This is a genomic window from Streptomyces sp. NPDC002754 (genome assembly GCF_053592315.1).
In genome coordinates this window covers 81,442-98,589 of sequence record NZ_JBSFVM010000008.1, presented here as the reverse complement: position 1 = coordinate 98,589, position 17,148 = coordinate 81,442, and the positions used below count along the sequence as shown (strand labels likewise).

The 17,148-nt window shown below is 71.6% G+C and carries 13 protein-coding genes and 1 pseudogene; 8 read left to right on the top strand and 6 right to left on the bottom strand.

Annotated elements, in window-relative coordinates; genetic code table 11:
* The first annotated feature begins 9 nt into the window (after positions 1-9).
* The 3 genes from ACWD2L_RS19130 to ACWD2L_RS19120 all read left to right on the top strand — a co-directional run bounded on the left by ACWD2L_RS19130 (position 10) and on the right by ACWD2L_RS19120 (position 5,060).
* Positions 10-1,995 (top strand): Xaa-Pro dipeptidyl-peptidase, encoded by a 1,986-nt coding sequence (locus tag ACWD2L_RS19130; RefSeq protein WP_351334832.1) that lies wholly within the window; start codon positions 10-12, stop codon positions 1,993-1,995.
* An 11-nt stretch (positions 1,996-2,006) separates the two neighbouring features.
* Positions 2,007-3,296 carry a M14 family metallopeptidase gene (locus tag ACWD2L_RS19125; protein WP_351334829.1) on the top strand — a complete coding sequence of 430 codons (1,290 nt, stop codon included), beginning with the start codon at positions 2,007-2,009 and terminating at the stop codon, positions 3,294-3,296.
* Positions 3,297-3,431: 135 nt separating this feature from the next.
* Entirely contained in the window at positions 3,432-5,060 is a 1,629-nt protein-coding gene (locus ACWD2L_RS19120; protein WP_351334826.1) for a BCCT family transporter, read from the top strand.
* Between the two features lie 71 nt (positions 5,061-5,131).
* On the opposite strand, the gene ACWD2L_RS19115 is transcribed toward ACWD2L_RS19120, so the two are convergent.
* Complete coding sequence (locus ACWD2L_RS19115) at positions 5,132-6,073, bottom strand: FAD-dependent oxidoreductase (RefSeq protein ID WP_351334824.1); 942 nt, start codon at positions 6,071-6,073, stop codon at positions 5,132-5,134.
* Between the two features lie 75 nt (positions 6,074-6,148).
* On the opposite strand from ACWD2L_RS19115, the gene ACWD2L_RS19110 reads away from it, so the two are divergent.
* Positions 6,149-7,186 carry an oxidoreductase gene (locus ACWD2L_RS19110; RefSeq protein WP_351334821.1) on the top strand — a complete coding sequence of 346 codons (1,038 nt, stop codon included), beginning with the start codon at positions 6,149-6,151 and terminating at the stop codon, positions 7,184-7,186.
* A 658-nt stretch (positions 7,187-7,844) separates the two neighbouring features.
* On the top strand, positions 7,845-9,482 hold the full coding sequence (locus tag ACWD2L_RS19105) for an ABC-F family ATP-binding cassette domain-containing protein (protein ID WP_351334819.1): 1,638 nt from the start codon (positions 7,845-7,847) through the stop codon (positions 9,480-9,482).
* A gap of 68 nt (positions 9,483-9,550) precedes the next feature.
* Here the strand turns inward: ACWD2L_RS19105 and ACWD2L_RS19100 are convergent, their stop codons facing one another.
* From ACWD2L_RS19100 to ACWD2L_RS19090, 3 genes are all read right to left on the bottom strand, one after another.
* Positions 9,551-11,992 carry a Tex family protein gene (locus ACWD2L_RS19100; RefSeq protein WP_351334816.1) on the bottom strand — a complete coding sequence of 814 codons (2,442 nt, stop codon included), beginning with the start codon at positions 11,990-11,992 and terminating at the stop codon, positions 9,551-9,553.
* A gap of 77 nt (positions 11,993-12,069) precedes the next feature.
* Entirely contained in the window at positions 12,070-12,201 is a 132-nt protein-coding gene (locus ACWD2L_RS19095) for an LPFR motif small protein (RefSeq protein WP_351334814.1), read from the bottom strand.
* Between the two features lie 186 nt (positions 12,202-12,387).
* Positions 12,388-13,263, bottom strand: coding sequence for an SCO6745 family protein (locus ACWD2L_RS19090; RefSeq protein WP_351334811.1), 876 nt, complete (start codon positions 13,261-13,263; stop codon positions 12,388-12,390).
* Positions 13,264-13,378: 115 nt separating this feature from the next.
* Here ACWD2L_RS19090 and ACWD2L_RS19085 point away from each other — a divergent pair, with 115 nt between their 5' ends.
* Both ACWD2L_RS19085 and ACWD2L_RS19080 read left to right on the top strand, forming a co-directional pair.
* Positions 13,379-14,323, top strand: a complete 945-nt coding sequence (locus ACWD2L_RS19085; protein WP_351334808.1) for a GlxA family transcriptional regulator — start codon at positions 13,379-13,381, stop codon at positions 14,321-14,323.
* A gap of 52 nt (positions 14,324-14,375) precedes the next feature.
* Positions 14,376-14,995: pseudogene (locus ACWD2L_RS19080) on the top strand (DJ-1/PfpI family protein).
* 3 nt (positions 14,996-14,998) lie between these two features.
* Here ACWD2L_RS19080 and ACWD2L_RS19075 read toward each other — a convergent pair.
* Positions 14,999-15,754: an enoyl-CoA hydratase/isomerase family protein gene (locus tag ACWD2L_RS19075; RefSeq protein ID WP_351334806.1), complete on the bottom strand. Its 756-nt coding sequence runs from the start codon at positions 15,752-15,754 to the stop codon at positions 14,999-15,001.
* Positions 15,755-15,996: 242 nt separating this feature from the next.
* On the opposite strand from ACWD2L_RS19075, the gene ACWD2L_RS19070 reads away from it, so the two are divergent.
* The gene (locus tag ACWD2L_RS19070) at positions 15,997-16,533 is read left to right on the top strand and encodes an ATP-binding protein (RefSeq protein WP_351334874.1); all 537 of its coding nucleotides are present in this window, start codon (positions 15,997-15,999) and stop codon (positions 16,531-16,533) included.
* Here the strand turns inward: ACWD2L_RS19070 and idi are convergent.
* The gene (idi, locus tag ACWD2L_RS19065; protein WP_451190237.1) at positions 16,499-17,092 is read right to left on the bottom strand and encodes an isopentenyl-diphosphate Delta-isomerase; all 594 of its coding nucleotides are present in this window, start codon (positions 17,090-17,092) and stop codon (positions 16,499-16,501) included. The two genes, ACWD2L_RS19070 and idi, sit on opposite strands and share 35 nt — an antisense overlap.
* Positions 17,093-17,148: the final 56 nt, after the last annotated feature.

Sequence of the window (17,148 nt, the reverse complement as noted above, 5' to 3'; positions counted from 1 at the left end):
TTCCGCGCCATGCCGATACCTGTCAGACGCAGCCACCGCGGGCCCCACCGCTGGAGAACGCTCGTGGTCGCGGTCGTCACCGCACTGCTGTCCGCCCTCGTCGCCACCGGCACCACCGCGTCGGCCGCCCCGGCCAAGCCGACCGAGTCCAAGCCCGTCTACTCCTACGCCGACGCCGTCCGCGAGTCCGTCTGGGTCGACACCCGGCTCGACGGGGACGGCAACGGGAAGACGGACCGGGTCGCCGTCGACATCGTCCGCCCGCACGAACCCGCCGCCCAGGGCCGCAAGATCCCCGTGATAATGGACGCCAGCCCGTACTACTCCTGCTGCGGGCGCGGCAACGAGAACCAGAAGAAGACGTACGACGCGGACGGAAACGTCGTACAGATGCCGCTCTTCTACGACAACTACTTCGTGCCCCGCGGCTACGCGTTCGTCGGCGTCGACCTGCTCGGCACCAACCGCTCCGACGGCTGCGCCGACGTCGGCGGGGCCTACGACATCGGCTCCGCGAAGGCCGTCGTCGACTGGCTGAACGGCCGCGCCAAGGGTTACACCACCCGAACCGGCTCCAAGAAGGCCGCCGCGGACTGGACCAACGGCCGCACCGGCATGATCGGCAAGAGCTACGACGGCACCGTCGCCAACGGCGTCGCCGCGACCGGCGTCGAGGGCCTGGAGACCATCGTGCCGATCGGCGGGATCTCCTCCTGGTACGACTACTACTTCCAACAGGGCGCCCCGCTCTACGACTCGGGCCCCGAGTGGCTGTCCGACTACGTCGAGAGCCCGGCGGCCCGCGAACGCTGCGCCGCCGTACAGAAACGACTTGTCGACGAAGCACCCCGCACCGGCGACATCACGCGACTGTGGCAGGACCGCGACTACGTCAAGGACGCCGACAAGGTGCGCGCCAGCGTCTTCGTCGTGCACGGCATGCAGGACCTGAACGTCCGCACCAAGCACTTCGGCCAGTGGTGGGACGCGCTCGCCAAGAACGGCGTCGACCGCAAGATCTGGCTCGCGCAGACCGGTCACGTCGACCCCTTCGACTCCCGCCGCGACGCCTGGGTCGACACCCTGCACCGCTGGTTCGACCACGAACTCCTCGGCTACGCCAACGGAATCGACCGCGAGCCGATGGCCGACATCGAGCACGCGCCCGACCACTGGAGCACCGACAAGGTGTGGCCGCCGCGCACCACCGACACCGCCGCGCTGCGCCCCGCCAAGGGCGACAAGGCGGGCGTCGGCACGCTGGGCCTGAAGACCGGATCCGGCCGTGAGACCTTCACCGACAACCCGGCGCTCGGCGAACTCGACTGGGCCGACCACCTCCAGCAACCCACCGCGGAGAAGGCCGGGTTCCTCAGCCACCCGCTGGCCAAGGGCCTGCGCCTGTCCGGCTCCTCGAAGGTGACGGTCACCGCGACCCCGACCACGTCCAGCGCCCACCTGAGCGCCGTACTCGTCGACCTCGGCCCCGCCATGATCCGCGACTACGCGGGCGCCGGCGAAGGCATCACCACCGGCACCGACCGCAACTGCTGGGGCCCGAGCACGACCGGCGACAGCTCCTGCTACCTGACCACGGCGACCGCGACCACCGACGTCAACTCGACGGTCTTCAGCCGGGGATGGGCCGACCTCGGCACCTCAACGAACCCCAAGCACGGCACCGCGCTGACACCCGGCAAGCCCTATACCCTCACGATCGACCTCGCCGCGAGCGACCACGTCGTACCGAAGGGGCACCGGCTCGCCCTCGTCGTGGCCGGCACCGACAAGGACCTGATCGACCCTCCGTCCACCAAGCCGACCCTCTCCGTCGACCTCGCCCGCACCGCGGCCCGCGTCCCCGTCGTCGGCGGCGCCGCCGCCTTCGCGGCCGCCACCTCCGGCTCCACCACCGCCACCCCCCAACCGTCCGCGGCCGAAGGCGTCAGCCCGTACCGCCTGGACCGCCCCGTACCGGGAGGCAGCACCCGATGACAGCGCACCCGATGAGAGCACGTCCCCGCACCCTCGCCCTGGCAGCCGCCGTCGCCGCGCTCGCCGCGCCCCTCGTGGTGGCGGCCCCGGCCGGCGCGAGCGCCACCACCATCGGGCCCCGCACCGGCTTCGAGGAGACCGACGGCGCCCGCTGGACCACCCAGCCCGAGGAGAAGAAGCTCCTCGCCACCGTCGACAAGGCCTCCGACCGGGTCTCCGTCTCCCGCATCGGCGAGACGAAACAGGGCCGCCCGCTGAACCTCGTCCGCGTCGGAGCCCACCGCACGGCCAACACCGTGCTGCTGATCTGCTCCCAGCACGGCAACGAGCCATCGGGCCGCGAGGCCTGCCTGACGAAGATCCGCGACCTCGCCTACTCCAAGGACCGGGCGACGCAGCGCTTCCTGTCCCGTACGACGCTCCTCGTCGTGCCCACCGCCAACCCCGACGGCAACGCCGCCGACACCCGCGGCAACTCCGACGGCATCGACATCAACCGCGACCACATGGCCCTCAAGACCGCCGAGGCGCGGGCGATGGCCGCCGTCATCCGCGACCGGCAGCCCGACGTCATCTACGACCTGCACGAGTACGGGGCCACCCCCAAGTACTACGACAAGGACCTGTTCGACCTCTGGCCGCGCAACCTCAACACCGACTCCGCCGTGCACGATCAGGCCGAGTCGCTCTCCCTCGACCACGTGCGTCCCGCCGCGGGTGACGCCGGGTACTCCACGGGCACGTACGGCATCTGGACCGACCCGGAGACCGGCGAGCCGGTCAAGCAGACCGCGGGGGACGGGCAGGAGCGGATCCTGCGCAACGTCTCCGGCGTCAAGAACTCCGTCGGGCTGCTCATCGAGAGCCGCGTCGACCCCGGCACGCCCGCCGAGGAGGACGACCCGGCGCTCGTCAACCAGCGCCGCCGCGACTCCCAACTCGCCGCGCTCGGCGGTCTGTTCACGTACACGTCGGAGAACCGGGGTGCCATCGAGGCCGCCACCACGGCCGCCCGCGCCAAGGGCTTCACGGACCGCGGGCCGATCTACCTCGGTGGCGCCGACAACGACCCCGCCGAAGCCGCGGAGGTCATCAAGGATCCGCCGTGCGGATACCGGCTGAGCGGGACGCAATACGCCGAATTCAAAGACGAATTGGCGCTGCACGGCCTCACCGTCAAAAAGTCGGGCAGCGGGGCCTTCGTCCCCCTTCGGCAGTCCGAACGGGCCCTGGCCGCACTGCTCCTCGACGCGCGCGCGGCCTACCACCTGACGGAAGGGGAGCCCGACACACGCTGCTGATCGGGTTACGGGAGTATCAGGTGTGGTAGGTCGTAGTGGGTGACAAGCCCTCAGAAACCCCACAGCGATACTCCCGTCCCCGAGGAGGGAGCGACCGCAACGACCGCGGAGGAGCGCCCCACCACGGACCGGATCGTGTTCGGCGTCACTGCCGTGCTCACTCTGGCCTTCGTGGTCTGGGGCGCCACCGCCACGGACAACCTCGAGAGCGTCTCCAACTCGCTTCTCGGCGGCCTGATGCACAACGGCGGCTGGGCGTTCGTGCTCACCGCGACCGGCTTCGTGGTCTTCGCCTTGTGGCTCGCCATGAGCCGCTACGGGAAGATCCCGCTCGGCAAGGAGGGCGAGGAGCCGGAGTTCCGCACGGTCTCCTGGATCGCCATGATGTTCAGTGCGGGCATGGGCATCGGGCTCATGTTCTACGGAGTGAGCGAGCCGCTCGCGCACTTCACGCAGCCGCCGCCGGGCACCGACCCGGCCGACTCCGCCGAGGCCATGGAGACAGCCATGGCCACCACGCTGTTCCACTGGACCCTGCACCCGTGGGCGATCTACGCGGTGGTCGGACTCGCCATCGCCTACAGCACGTTCCGGCGCCGCAGGCGGCAGACCATCTCCTCGGTCTTCGTCCCGCTCATCGGCGAGAAGCACGCGCACGGCGCCTGGGGCCGCGTGATCGACATCCTCGCGATCTTCGCGACGCTGTTCGGCTCGGCCGCCTCCCTCGGACTCGGCGCCCTGCAGATCGGGGCCGGGTTCAAGGCGGCCGACTGGATGGACGACGTCAGCACCGGGCTGCTCGTCTCGATCATCGCGGTGCTGACCGTCGCGTTCGTCTTCTCCGCCGTCTCCGGTGTGGAGAAGGGCGTCCAGTGGCTGTCGAACATCAACATGGTGCTCGCGCTGCTCCTGGTGGTCTTCGTGTTCATCGCAGGCCCGACGATCATGAACCTGGACCTGCTGCCGACCTCACTCGGCGCGTACATGGACAACTTCCCGCAGCTCATCGGCCGCACCGAGGCGTCCAGCGGCAAGGGCGTCGCCGACTGGCTGAGCAGCTGGACGGTCTTCTACTGGGCCTGGTGGATCTCCTGGTCGCCGTTCGTCGGCATGTTCATCGCGCGTATCAGCAAGGGCCGGACGATCCGTCAGTTCGTCGGTGGCGTCATCCTCGTGCCCTCGACCGTCAGCCTGATCTGGTTCGCGGTCTTCGGCGGTTCCGCGATCAGCCTCAAGGAGGGTGGCGCGCTCAAGGGCGCCGACACCCAGGAGGCCCAGCTCTTCGGTGTGCTGCAGGAGTACCCGATCGCCTCCGTGACGAGCCTGCTCGTGATGATTCTCGTCGGCATCTTCTTCGTGTCCGGCGCGGACGCGGCGTCGATCGTCATGGGCACCTTGTCGCAGAAGGGCGCGCTGGAGCCCGGCAAGTTCGTCGTCATCTTCTGGGGCGTCGTGACCGGTGCGGTCGGCGCGATCATGCTGATGATCGGCAACGGTTCCGGGGACGCGCTCACCGGTCTGCAGAACCTGACGATCCTGGTGGCGGCCCCCTTCGTCCTGGTCATGATCGGCATGTGCGTCTCGCTCCTGCGCGACCTGCGCCAGGACCCGCTCATGGTCCGCGGCGAGATGGGCATCGAGGTCGTCGAGCAGGCAGTCGTCGCAGGACACGAGAAGTACGGCGGCGAGTTCGAGATCCGCATCGGCCCCGGCAGCAGCCTGGAGACCGAGGGCGACCCGATCGGAAAGCACCACGAGGACTGAGACACGGGTGCGTACGGGTGGGGGCGTGGTCCAACACGGACCACGCCCCCACCCGTTCGTCCGTTACCGGTTCATCCGGTCTCGGCCAGTTCGGCCGCTTCCTCGGCGCAGCCCCATGCCACGGTGACTCCTGCGCCGCCGTGGCCGTAGTTGTGTATCAGCGTCCGGCCGGCGCCCCTGTCCTCGCGCTCGATGCGTACCGCCGGGCGGGACGGGCGCAGGCCCACGCGGTGGTCGAGGATCCGCGCGCCCGCGATCTCGGGGCGCACCGCGGCGCAGCGCTTCACGATCTCCTCGGCGGTGGCCGGGTCCGGCTCGAGGGACCACGCGTCGTCCTCGGCGGTGCCGCCAAGCAGCAGGCGCCCCGGCTGCGGCAGGAAGTACGTCGTCCCGTCGGAGGCGGGGTCGACGCTGGTGAACCACGTGTCGACGCCCGGGTTCTCCACGATCACCAACTGCCCGCGCACCGGCCGCACGGAGTCGTCCGGCACCAGTTCGCGGGCCGCGAGCCCGGTGCAGTTCACGACGGTCGGCGCGGCGTCGAACGCCTCGTCGAGGGAGGCCACCGTGCGCGCCTCGACGTTGACGCCGGCTTCCGCCAACTGACCTCGCAGCCACGCCAGATGGACCGGCATGTCGATCACCGGCAGCCGCGCCGCGAGGCCCTGCGGACTGTCGTACAGGCCCGCCACCTCCGCGGCCCACGCGCCGAGACCGTCAAGACGCGAGTCCCCGTGCACGCCGTCGACCAGCCGCACCCCGGTCTCCTCCGGACGCGCCGCCCACTCCTCGTACCGCCTCAGCGAGCGCAGCGACCACGCGCCCACCTTGGCTACCGGATCGATCCGGTACGGCCACCACAGCCCGCCCGCGACCGCCGATGTCGTCCGCTCGGCGACGTCCCGCGACCACACGCGCACCGGGCGCCCGCGCCGCGCGAGTTCCAGGGCGGTGGTCATGCCGATGACCCCGCCGCCGACCACGATCACTTCACTGCCGCTGTCCCTGATCATTCATGGACGCTAACGGAAGCAGGCGGAATACGTCATACCGCGCTCACGTCGGGTACAGGTGGGAATACTCGCCCCATGGGTGCAGACGACTGCGCGACCTTCGGCCTGGCACCGGCGATGCGCGCCGGGGGAGTCCTCGCGGACGGGGACTACCAGGTCCACCGGGACTTCGTGGACTTCATCGTCGACGGCCGCCCGCTGCTCTTCCAGCTCGCCGACCTGGACGCCGTGTCCCCGCTCGCCGCCGACATCCCGCCCGCGATCTTCGCGCACCACGTGAAGCGGCTGCTCCTGGAGGCGGAGGCGCCGCTGCCCGGCGGACGCTGCGTGATCTACGGGTGCCCGGAGTGCGAGGGCATCGAGTGCGGCGCGGTGACGGCGGTGATCGAGCGGGACGGGGCGGATGGTTCGGATTACGTGTGGCGAGACTTCGCCTGGCAGACCGACGAGCGGGTCGACATGGAGCTGAACGGCTACCACGGCATCGGCCCGTTCCGCTTCCGCGCCACCGAGTACCGGGCGGCGCTCGGGCAGTTGCTGGACGGGGCGGGCGCGCCGGGGCCCCGCCGCAGGGTCCTGCTGATCGGGGCCCGCGTCGCCGTCCTCGCCCGGCTCGCGGCGGCGCTGCGGACCATCGGCGTCGGCGCGGACATCACGCAGGACGCGTCCGGCGTACCACCCGAGGAGCTGCGTACGTACGGGGTGGTGGCCTTCGGCCGGGCAGTGGAGGAGGAGCAACGGGCGGCGGTACGGCGGGAGTTCGAGCGGGCCGGGTCGGACGTCGCGTACGTCGACGGGCTCGCGCCGATCATCCCCCTCCTGGTCGCCCAGATCGAAAGCGCCCTGGACCGCGTCCCGTTGGAGCGGCGCCGTCTGACTCGGCTGGTCGCCGCCGACGGCGAGGCGGGCGTGGAGGTCACCTCCACGTGCCACGTCCGCATCACGGCCTACCGCCTCGACCGCTTCCACCGCGCACACACGCACGACGTCTTCGACGCGGTCCTGGAACCGGGCCGCCACCGCATCTCCCTCGACAACCGGGCGACGCGCGGCCAGTCCTTCCTGGTGGCCCGCACGACGGGGAGCGTACTGGTGACGCGCATGGAACGCTGAGGGTGCGGCCCCTTCGGCTCCGGTGACGTGGCCCGGTGACCTGGCCTCGTGGCCTGGCCCGGTGGCCCGGCCCGGTGGCCCGGTCTCGTGGCTCGGCCCCGTGACCTGGCCCGGTGGCCCGGTCTCGTGGCTCGGCCCCGTGACCTGGCCCGGTGACCCGGTCTCGTGGCTCGGCCCCGTGGTCCGGTCGACGCCGACCGGTCACGTTCCCCCGCCCATCTCCCACCCACCCGCCCCCTCCGGGGGCGTCGGCCTGACGGGGCGCGGCCCCCGGTGGCCCGCCGTGACGGCCGACCGCCGCCCCGCCTTGGGTAATCCGCCGCGGCAACGGCTCCCCACCGGCCACGGTCGACCGCCACCTCGCCGTGGGCGATCTACCGCGGCAACGGCTCCCCACCCGCGACTGCCGACCGCCGCCCGCCGTGGGCAATCTGCCGCCTTGGGCGGCAGGGTGGGCAAGGCGGCGCCCGGTGCCGCGTACCGCAGACGTCGGCCTCCGCCCCGGTGCAGCCGAGCACCCCCCCCGTCGCAGCCCAACGGAAACGTCAGGTGCCCCCCGGTACAGCAGCCCGCCCCGTCGCCGCACAACGAAACCGGGAGGCCCCGGCCCGGCCACCCGCCGCCGCGCAACCCCACCCCGACTAGGATCACCCACCTGATGACTGCAACGCTCGTAGCCAAGAACCTCGCCGCGGGACACGGTGACCGCACCCTCTTCTCCGGTCTCGACCTCGTCGTCGCCCCCGGCGACGTGATCGGACTCGTCGGCGCCAACGGAGCCGGAAAGTCCACCCTCCTGCGCCTCCTCGCCGGCCTCACCACCCCCGAGGAGGGAGACGCCCGGCTCTCCCCGCCGACCGCCACCGTCGGCCACCTCCCGCAGGAGCCCGACCGCCGCCCCGGCGAGACGATCCGCGAGTTCCTGGCCCGCCGCACCGGCGTGACCGAGGCGCAGCGCACCATGGACGAGGCCACGCAGGGCCTCGTCGACGGCACACCCGGCGCCGACGACGCGTACGCCACGAGCCTGGAGCGCTGGCTGAACCTGGGCGGCGCCGACCTCGACGAGCGCGCCGAGGAGGTCGCGGAACAGCTCGGCCTGGACGTCGGCCTCGACCAGGCGATGACGTCCCTCTCCGGCGGCCAGGCGGCCCGCGCGGGACTCGCCTCCCTCCTCCTCTCCCGCTACGACGTCTTCCTCCTCGACGAGCCGACCAACGACCTCGACCTGGACGGCCTGGACCGCCTGGAGACGTTCGTACGCGGCCTGCGCGCCGGCACCGTCGTCGTCAGCCACGACCGCGAGTTCCTCACCCGCACGGTCACCAAGGTCCTCGAACTCGACCTCGCCCAGCAGGAGATCAACCTCTACGGAGGCGGTTACGCCGCCTACCTGGAGGAGCGCGAGGTCGCGCGCCGCCACGCGCGCGAGGAGTACGAGGAGTACGCGGACAAGAAGTCGGCCCTGGAAGGCCGCGCCCAGATGCAGCGCACCTGGATGGACAAGGGCGTCAAGAACGCGCGGCGCAAGGCCACCGACAGCGACAAGCTGGGCCGCAAGTTCCGCAGCGAGGCGAGCGAGAAGCAGGCCGCGAAGGCCCGGCAGACGCAGAAGATGATCGAGCGCCTCGACGTCGTGGACGAGCCCCGCAAGGAGTGGGAGCTGCACATGGAGATCGCGGCGGCCCCCCGCTCGGGCGCGGTCGTGGCGTCACTGCGCGATGCCCAACTGCGCCGCGGCGAATTCGAGTTCGGGCCCGTGACACTTCAGGTCGACTGGGCGGACCGCATCGCCATCACCGGCGCGAACGGCTCCGGCAAGTCGACCCTGCTCGCCGCGCTCCTCGGCCGCCTTCCGGTCGACTCGGGCCACGCGACGCTCGGTTCGGGCGTCGTGGTCGGCGAGGTCGACCAGGCCCGAGCGCTCTTCCACGGCCCGGAGACCCTGCTCGACGCGTTCGGTGCGGCGGTCCCCGACACCGAACCGGCCGAAGTCCGCACGCTGCTCGCCAAGTTCGGCCTGAAGGCGGGCCATGTGCTGCGCCCCGCGGCCACCCTCTCCCCGGGCGAACGCACCCGCGTGGCCCTCGCCCTCCTCCAGGGCCGGGGCGTCAACCTCCTGGTCCTGGACGAGCCGACGAACCACCTCGACCTCCCGGCGATCGAGCAACTGGAGTCGGCCCTGTCGACCTACGAGGGCACCCTCCTCCTGGTCACACACGACCGCCGGATGCTGGACGCGGTCCACACGACGCGCCGCATCGAGGTGACCTCCGGCAAGGTGACAGAGGCATGAGGGACGCGGGGAACTGTGCGCTCAGCCACGGCAGGTGCACAGTTCCCCGCTGACATCACTCCGGAGGGCTACGTCAGCCCCGCCTTCCGCAACGCATCGGCCATGGCCGAGTTCGACGGCGCAGGCGCCGGCCGCCCCTTGCCGCCGCCACCGCCGGAGCCGCCACGCCCGCCCTGCTGCGTCTGGCGGTTCTTCTGCTGCGGCGGGCGCCGGTCGCCACCACGCCCACCACGCCCGCCCCGGTCACCGCCGGAGGCCTGGGCCTTCTCGTCGTCGAGCCGCAGCGTCAGCGAGATCCGCTTGCGCGGCACGTCGACCTCGAGGACCTTCACCTTGACGATGTCGCCGGGCTTCACGACGTCCCGCGGGTCCTTGACGAACGTACGGGAGAGCGCCGAGACGTGCGCGAGCCCGTCCTGGTGCACGCCGACGTCGATGAACGCCCCGAAGGCGGCCACGTTGGTGACCACGCCCTCCAGGATCATCCCCGCCTCCAGGTCGCCGATCTTCTCGACGCCCTCCTTGAAGGTGGCCGTCTTGAAGGCGGGTCGCGGGTCGCGCCCCGGCTTCTCCAGTTCCTTCAGGATGTCGCTGACGGTCGGCAGACCGAACGTGTCGTCCACGTAGTCGGCCGGCTTGAGCGAGCGCAGCGCCCCCGCGTCACCCACGAGCGAGGCGACCTCGCCGCCCGTCGACTTCGCCATCCGGCGCACCACCGGATACGCCTCCGGGTGCACGGAGGACGCGTCCAGCGGGTCGTCGCCGCCGAGGATCCGCAGGAAGCCCGCGCACTGCTCGTACGCCTTCGGGCCGAGGCGCGCCACGTCCTTGAGGCCCTTGCGGTTGGTGAACGGACCGTTGGAGTCGCGGTGCGTCACGATGTTCTCCGCGAGACCGGCACCGATGCCGGACACGCGCGCGAGGAGCGGCGCGGAGGCGGTGTTCACGTCCACCCCGACACCGTTCACACAGTCCTCGACGACCGCGTCGAGCGAACGGGACAGCTTCACTTCGCTCAGGTCGTGCTGGTACTGGCCGACGCCGATCGACTTAGGGTCGATCTTCACGAGTTCGGCGAGCGGGTCCTGCAACCGCCGCGCGATGGAGACGGCGCCGCGCAACGACACGTCCATGTCGGGCAGCTCCTGCGAGGCGAAGGCGGAGGCGGAGTACACGGAGGCGCCCGCCTCGCTCACCATCACCTTGGTGAGCTTCAACTCCGGGTGCTTGGCGATGAGTTCACCGGCGAGCTTGTCGGTCTCGCGGGACGCCGTGCCGTTGCCGATCGCGATCAGGTCGACCGCGTGCTCCTTGGAGAGCTTCGCCAGCTTGGCGATCGCCTCGTCCCAGCGGTTGGCCGGGACGTGCGGGTGGATGACGTCCGTGGCGACGACCTTGCCCGTGGCGTCGACGATCGCGACCTTCACGCCCGTACGGAAACCGGGGTCGAGCCCCAGCGTCGCGCGCGTGCCCGCGGGTGCGGCGAGCAGCAGGTCGCGCAGGTTCGACGCGAACACCTTGACCGCGTCGTCCTCGGCGGACGTGCGCAGCCGGGTGCGCAGGTCGAGGCCGAGGTGCACCAGGATGCGCGTGCGCCAGGCCCAGCGGACGGTGTCCTGGAGCCACTTGTCGCCCGGACGCCCCTGGTTGGTGACCCCGAAGCGGCCGGCGATGATCGGCTCGTACGAGGACGACGACGAGGACGACGACGAGGCCGTCGCGGCCGAGGCGTCGGCGTCCGCGGCCGGCTCCTCCGGCTCCAGGACGAGCTCCAGCACGTCCTCCTTCTCGCCACGCAGCATCGCGAGGACGCGGTGCGAGGGCAGCTCGGTGAAGGGCTCAGCGAAGTCGAAGTAGTCGGCGAACTTGGCGCCCGCCTCCTCCTTGCCGGACTTCACCTTCGCCGCGAGCCGGCCGCGCCCCCACATGCGCTCACGCAACTCGCCGATCAGGTCGGCGTCCTCGCCGAAGCGCTCGGTGAGGATCGCGCGGGCCCCGTCGAGCGCGGCCTGCGCGTCGGCGACGCCCTTCTCGACGTCCACGAACGCGGCAGCGGCGGCCTGCGGCTCCACCGACGGGTCGCCGAGCAGCCCCTCCGCCAGCGGCTCGAGCCCCGCCTCACGCGCGATCTGTGCCTTCGTGCGGCGCTTGGGCTTGAAGGGCAGGTAGATGTCCTCCAGGCGCGCCTTGGTGTCGGCGGCGCGGATCTGCGCCTCCAGCTCCGCGGTCAGCTTGCCCTGCTCGCGCACCGAGTCGAGGACGGCGGTGCGCCGCTCCTCCAGCTCGCGCAGATACCGCAGCCGCTCTTCAAGGGTGCGCAGCTGGGCATCGTCGAGGGACTCCGTCGCCTCCTTGCGGTAGCGGGCGATGAAGGGAACGGTGGAGCCGCCGTCGAGCATCTCGACCGCGGACTTCACCTGCCGTTCCCGTACGCCTAGTTCCTCGGCAATCCTGCTCTCGATGGATCCGAACCCGGATCCAGCAGTGGTGCCAACTGTGGGTGTCGCCACGATCCCGTACCGCCTATGTCGACTGAGGTTGCGCGGCAATTGTGGCAGGTGGCACCGACACTCGGGGATCAGGGAGGTCAGACACGGTGCGTGCGACCGGACCGGGAAGCCCCGCCGAACAGCCGGGCGAGCGCCCGGAACGGCAAGGTCACGACGGTGGCGATGGCACCGGCGATCTGACGCAGAATGTCGGCGATGGCGCGAAACATACAGGTTCCCCTCTCGTGTGTCCCGGCCGCATCAGCGGCCGGAACACACGAGTACCGCACACCGCCGCATTTAAGCCCCTGCGGCGATTGAGCCGAACTCAAGCCCCTGCGGCGATTGAGCAGCGGGGTCCGGGGCAGAGCCCCGAGGCGGTGCCGCCGAGCGACCCCGCAGCCACCGGTGGACCGTTACGCCGCCTTGCCGATCAGGTCCGCCGGGAACGCACCGTTACCCAACGCCGCACCGACGAACTTCGTCGCCAGCTCGGTGAGCCTGGCCACACCCGCCTCGCCAAGGTGCTCGTAGGGCGCACGGTCGAGCGCATCGGTCCGGTGCTCGATCTCGGCCCGCAGCGTGACGCCCTGCTCGGTGAGCGTCAACTCCTCGTCCCCGGTGAGCAGTCCACGCGCGCGAAGCCGCTCGGCCGCCGCGTCGTACTCGGACCTGTCCCAGCCGCGGGTGGCGAGCAGCCACTTCGGGGCCATGCCCTTGCCGGTCGCGACGTGGCTCACTAGCGCCTCGACCGGGTCGAGTTCGGCGCCGATCAGCGCCGCGATGTGCCCGTCGCCGCGGTGCTCGCGCAGCAGCGTCGTGGCGTGCCAGTACGCCATGTGCGGCGCCTGCGGCACGTCCAGGTCGGCGTGGGCGGCGTACAGGGGGCGGGCGTGCCGGGTACACGCTTCCGTGGCGCGCAGGGCGAGTTCGGCGGCCTCGGTCATCTCCTGGGAGGCGAGCGCCTCCTCGCCGAGCAGGCGGCGCAGCGTCGAGTCGACGGCACGCGCGCGTGCCGCGAGCACCGCCTGCGGGGACGCGGCCTCCCACACCGCCGGCACGTGCTTGGCCACCAGCTCGTGCTTGAAGTTGTAGAACGTGGCGGTCACGGTCCCGGCCCCGACGGCCCCCATGGGCGCGGAGCGCGCCGCGAGGTAGGCGGCTCGGGAGTCGCCCACACCGATGGCGGCCAGCTCCTTGCCGAGGTCGGGCGAGAAGTAGTGCGTCGAGTGGAACGGGTTGAGCACGTTGTGGCAGTGGCGGGCGGCGCGCAGGCGGGGGTCCGAAGTCATACGGCCACGTTACCGACCAGTCGGTACGCATGGCAGTACCGGGCGCCCGGCCATGGCAGGAAAGGTGGGGAATTCGTCATTGCGGTCACGTGGTGGCGCCCGAAGAATGGGCCCCATGCCGCCGCGAACCGTCCTGGTCCTGCTCTTCGACGACGTGCAGAGCCTCGACGTCACGGGGCCCGTGGAGGTCTTCGCCGGCGCGGGCGACGCCTACCGGGTGCGCACCGCATCGCCCGACGGCGCCCCGGTCCGCACGTCGAGCGGCCTGACCCTGACACCGGACCACGCCCTCGCCGACGCGCCGCCCGCGGACACACTCCTGGTCCCCGGCGGCGACGGCACCCGCGACCCGGACGCGCGCGTGGTCGCGTGGCTGGGCGAGCGCGCCCCGCACACCCGCCGCACCGTCTCGGTGTGCACCGGCGCGTTCCTGCTGGCGCGGGCCGGGCTCCTGGACGGCCGCAGGGCCACCACGCACTGGGCGTACTGCGACACCCTCGCCCGCCAGTACCCCGAGGTGGCCGTGGACCCCGACCCCGTCTACGTACGCGACGGCGGGGTGGCGACGTCGGCGGGTGTGACCGCGGGCATCGACCTCGCGCTCGCCCTGGTCGAGGAGGACCACGGCAGGGATATGGCGCTGCGGATCGCCCGCGCCCTCGTCGTGTTCCTCCGACGCCCGGGAAACCAGGCCCAGTTCAGCACGCAGCTCGCCGCCCAGACGGCCACCAGGGAACCGCTCGGTGAGGTGCAGCGGTGGATCGCCGAGCACCCCGGGGCCGACCTCTGCGTCGAGGCGCTCGCGGCCCGCGCCCGGCTCTCCCCGCGCCACTTCGCCCGCGCCTTCCGTACGGAGACGGGCCTGACCCCCGGCCGGTACGTCGAGCGCGTCCGTGTGGAGCACGCCCGCCGCCTCCTGGAGGACACGAAGGGCGGCGTCGAGGAGATCTCCCGGTCGAGCGGCTACGGCACCCCGGAGGCGATGCGCCGCGCCTTCCTCAAGACCCTCGGCACCTCACCGGCCGAGTACCGGCGCCGGTTCCACGCGCCACTGGGCTGAACACCGCCCGCCCGGCACGGCAGACCCGTCCGACACGTCAGAAAGGCATGCCATGCAGATCGCCATCGCCCTCTACGAGCGGTTCACCGCCCTCGACGCCATCGGCCCCTACCAGACCCTCGGCGGCATCCCGACGCCGACGTCGTCTTCGTGGCGGAGCGGACCGGGCCGGTGCGGGACGACACGGGGCGGCTCGCGCTCGTCGCGGACAAGACCTTCGCCGAGGTGGGCGCCCCGGACGTGGTCGTCGTGCCCGGCGGTCCCGAAAAGAGCGACCAGACGGAGAACGGGCCGCTCCTGGAATGGCTGTGCGCCGTCGACGCCACCAGCACCTGGACGACGTCCGTGTGCACGGGCTCCCTCGCGCTCGCCGCCGCGGGCCTGCTCAAGGGCCGCGAGGCCACCTCGCACTGGCTCGCCCTCGAGGAACTGGACCGGCTCGGCTCCCGGTCGACCGGGCGGCGCGTGGTCTTCGACGGCAAGTACGTCACCGCGGCAGGCGTCTCGTCCGGCATCGACATGGGCCTCGCCCTCGCGGGCCGGATCGCGGGGGACGAGACCGCCCAGGCCATCCAACTGATGACCGAGTACGACCCGCAGCCGCCCTACGACGCCGGTTCCCCGGACAAGGCGCCCGCGCACATCGTGGCGATGTTCCGCCCGGCCGGCTGAGCCTCAGGCCCCCACGGACCACTCGAACCGCGGCGCGCGCCGCTCCAGGAACGCGGCGACACCCTCCGCGGTCTCGCCCCCGGCGCGCGCCTGCTCGGCCCAGTGCGCGTCCCGGTCCGTGCGGCCGCTCACGAACTCCTTCGCCGCGGCCTGCGTCAGCTGCGAGCGGGCGGCGAGGGTGCGGGTGAACTCGGCGACCCGCTCGGCCAGTTCGGCCGCGGGCAGCACCTCGTCGACGAGCCCGGTGCGCAGCGCCCGTTCGGTACCGATCAACTCGCCCGAGAACAGCAGGTACTTGGCGCTCGCCGGGCCCACGAGCGCGGCGAGGCGGCGCGTGGAGGAGGCCGGGTAGACGATCCCGAGCTTGGCCGGGGTCACCCCGAACCGCGCGCCGTCGGCGGCGAAACGCAGATCGCAGGCCGCCGCCAACTGGCTGCCGCCGCCCACGCAGAACCCGCGCACCACGGCGAGCGTCGGCTTCGGAAAGGCGGCGAGCGCGTCCTCCGCCGCGACCGCGAGCCCCTGCGCCGCCCCCTCGCCGAGAGTCGATATGTCGGCCCCGGCGCAGAACGTGTCCCCGGCCCCGGTGAGCACGAGTACCCGCACGCCCGGATCGGCCGCGAGCCGTTCGAGCAGCGGAGGCAGGGACGCCCACATGGCGTCGGTCATGGCGTTGCGCTTGGCCGGATGCTCGATCACGACGGTCGCGACGCCCTCGGCGACGGAGTGTGTGAGCTGCGGCGGTGACACAGAAGACATGGGCGGGATGCTAGCCGGGGCGATCGCCGGGTCGGCGTGTCGGGCAGCTCGTAGAACAAGCTTAAGAAGGTGTAAGTCGGACGTAATCGCGTCAGGAGCGAGCGGCTTTCTGGCTTGTGCGGCCGTCAACGATCAAATGCCGTCGATACTCGCTGACTTCTGGTCAGTTCCGCGGCCCGGAGCAGGTGATTCCCAACACTCGAAGAGTGGTGACAATCGAGCGCAAGGGCGGCGACCTGACAATGAGCGACCACGGGTGGGGATCCCATCCACGTCCTCAGGGCAGCGGGGGAGCGCCCCCTGATCGTCCCGCGGACGGGCCGCTCCCGTACGAGGGAGTGTGGCGGTTCACGACGCAGGCGGTCGACGCCTCCGTGCCGCAGGCCCGGCGCGCGGTGCGGGAGTTGCTCACCCGGCAGGGCGTGCCCGCCCCTGACGACCTGGTGCACGGGCTGCTCGTGATCGTCTCCGAACTCGTCACGAACGCGGTGAAGCACGCCGCCGTGGTCTCGCCGATGCTCGCCGTGGAGGTCGCAGTGGGGCCCGAGTGGGTGCGGGTGTCCGTGGAGGACGAACACCCCTACAAACCCACGGCTCTCGAGGCCACCAGCGGTCAGACCGGCGGCCGCGGCCTGCTGCTCGTCCGCGAGATCACCGCCGAGGCGGGCGGCGTCTGCGATGTCGCGAGCACCGCGAGCGGGGGCAAGGTGATCTGGGCCGCCCTGCCCCTCAAGCCCGAGACGGCTACCAGCCCGCCGACTGGCCTGTCAGCTCTCTGACCGCGGGCCGCGCCGCGTCGAGGACCGTCATGAACCACGCCGAGAACGGGTCCTTGGCGTGCCGCTCGGCCACCTCGTCGGCCGTCACGAACGCCGTCGCCCCGACCTCCTCGGGGTCGGGGTTCATCGACGCCTGCACGAGGCCCACGAAGAGGTGGTTGTACTCCTGCTCCACCAGGCCCGACTCCGGGTCCGGGTGGTTGTAGCGCACCGTGCCGGCCTCGGCCATCAGGGACGGCGAGACGCCGAGCTCCTCGAAGGTGCGGCGCGCGGCCGCCGCGAACGGGGCCTCGCCGGGGTACGGGTGGCCGCAGCAGGTGTTCGACCAGACTCCGGGGGAGTGGTACTTGCCGAGCGCCCGCTGCTGCAGCAGCAGCCGGCCATGCTCGTCGAAGAGGAACACCGAGAACGCTCTGTGCAGCTGCCCGGGCGGCTGATGCGCCGCGAGCTTCTCCGCCGTGCCGATCGTCCTGCCGTCCTCGTCGACGAGTTCCAGCAAGATCGCTTCCGCTGTGCCGTTCGACGAGCTGTTCGTCGTGGGGGCAGGTGAGATCGGCATACCTATCCTTCGTTTCGGTCCTCGAACCAAGTCTGCCGTACGGGACCGACAATCCC

Excerpts from the sequence above, each read along its gene's own strand:
- ACWD2L_RS19130 (WP_351334832.1), top strand. The coding sequence starts at position 10 with ATGCCGATACCTGTCAGACGCAGCCACCGCGGGCCCCACCGCTGGAGA.
- ACWD2L_RS19105 (WP_351334819.1), top strand. The coding sequence starts at position 7,845 with ATGACTGCAACGCTCGTAGCCAAGAACCTCGCCGCGGGACACGGTGAC.
- ACWD2L_RS19095 (WP_351334814.1), bottom strand. The coding sequence starts at position 12,201 with ATGTTTCGCGCCATCGCCGACATTCTGCGTCAGATCGCCGGTGCCATC.
- ACWD2L_RS19090 (WP_351334811.1), bottom strand. The coding sequence starts at position 13,263 with ATGACTTCGGACCCCCGCCTGCGCGCCGCCCGCCACTGCCACAACGTG.
- ACWD2L_RS19085 (WP_351334808.1), top strand. The coding sequence starts at position 13,379 with ATGCCGCCGCGAACCGTCCTGGTCCTGCTCTTCGACGACGTGCAGAGC.
- ACWD2L_RS19125 (WP_351334829.1), top strand. The coding sequence starts at position 2,007 with ATGAGAGCACGTCCCCGCACCCTCGCCCTGGCAGCCGCCGTCGCCGCG.
- ACWD2L_RS19110 (WP_351334821.1), top strand. The coding sequence starts at position 6,149 with ATGGGTGCAGACGACTGCGCGACCTTCGGCCTGGCACCGGCGATGCGC.
- ACWD2L_RS19115 (WP_351334824.1), bottom strand. The coding sequence starts at position 6,073 with ATGATCAGGGACAGCGGCAGTGAAGTGATCGTGGTCGGCGGCGGGGTC.
- idi (WP_451190237.1), bottom strand. The coding sequence starts at position 17,092 with ATGCCGATCTCACCTGCCCCCACGACGAACAGCTCGTCGAACGGCACA.
- ACWD2L_RS19070 (WP_351334874.1), top strand. The coding sequence starts at position 15,997 with ATGAGCGACCACGGGTGGGGATCCCATCCACGTCCTCAGGGCAGCGGG.
- ACWD2L_RS19075 (WP_351334806.1), bottom strand. The coding sequence starts at position 15,754 with ATGTCTTCTGTGTCACCGCCGCAGCTCACACACTCCGTCGCCGAGGGC.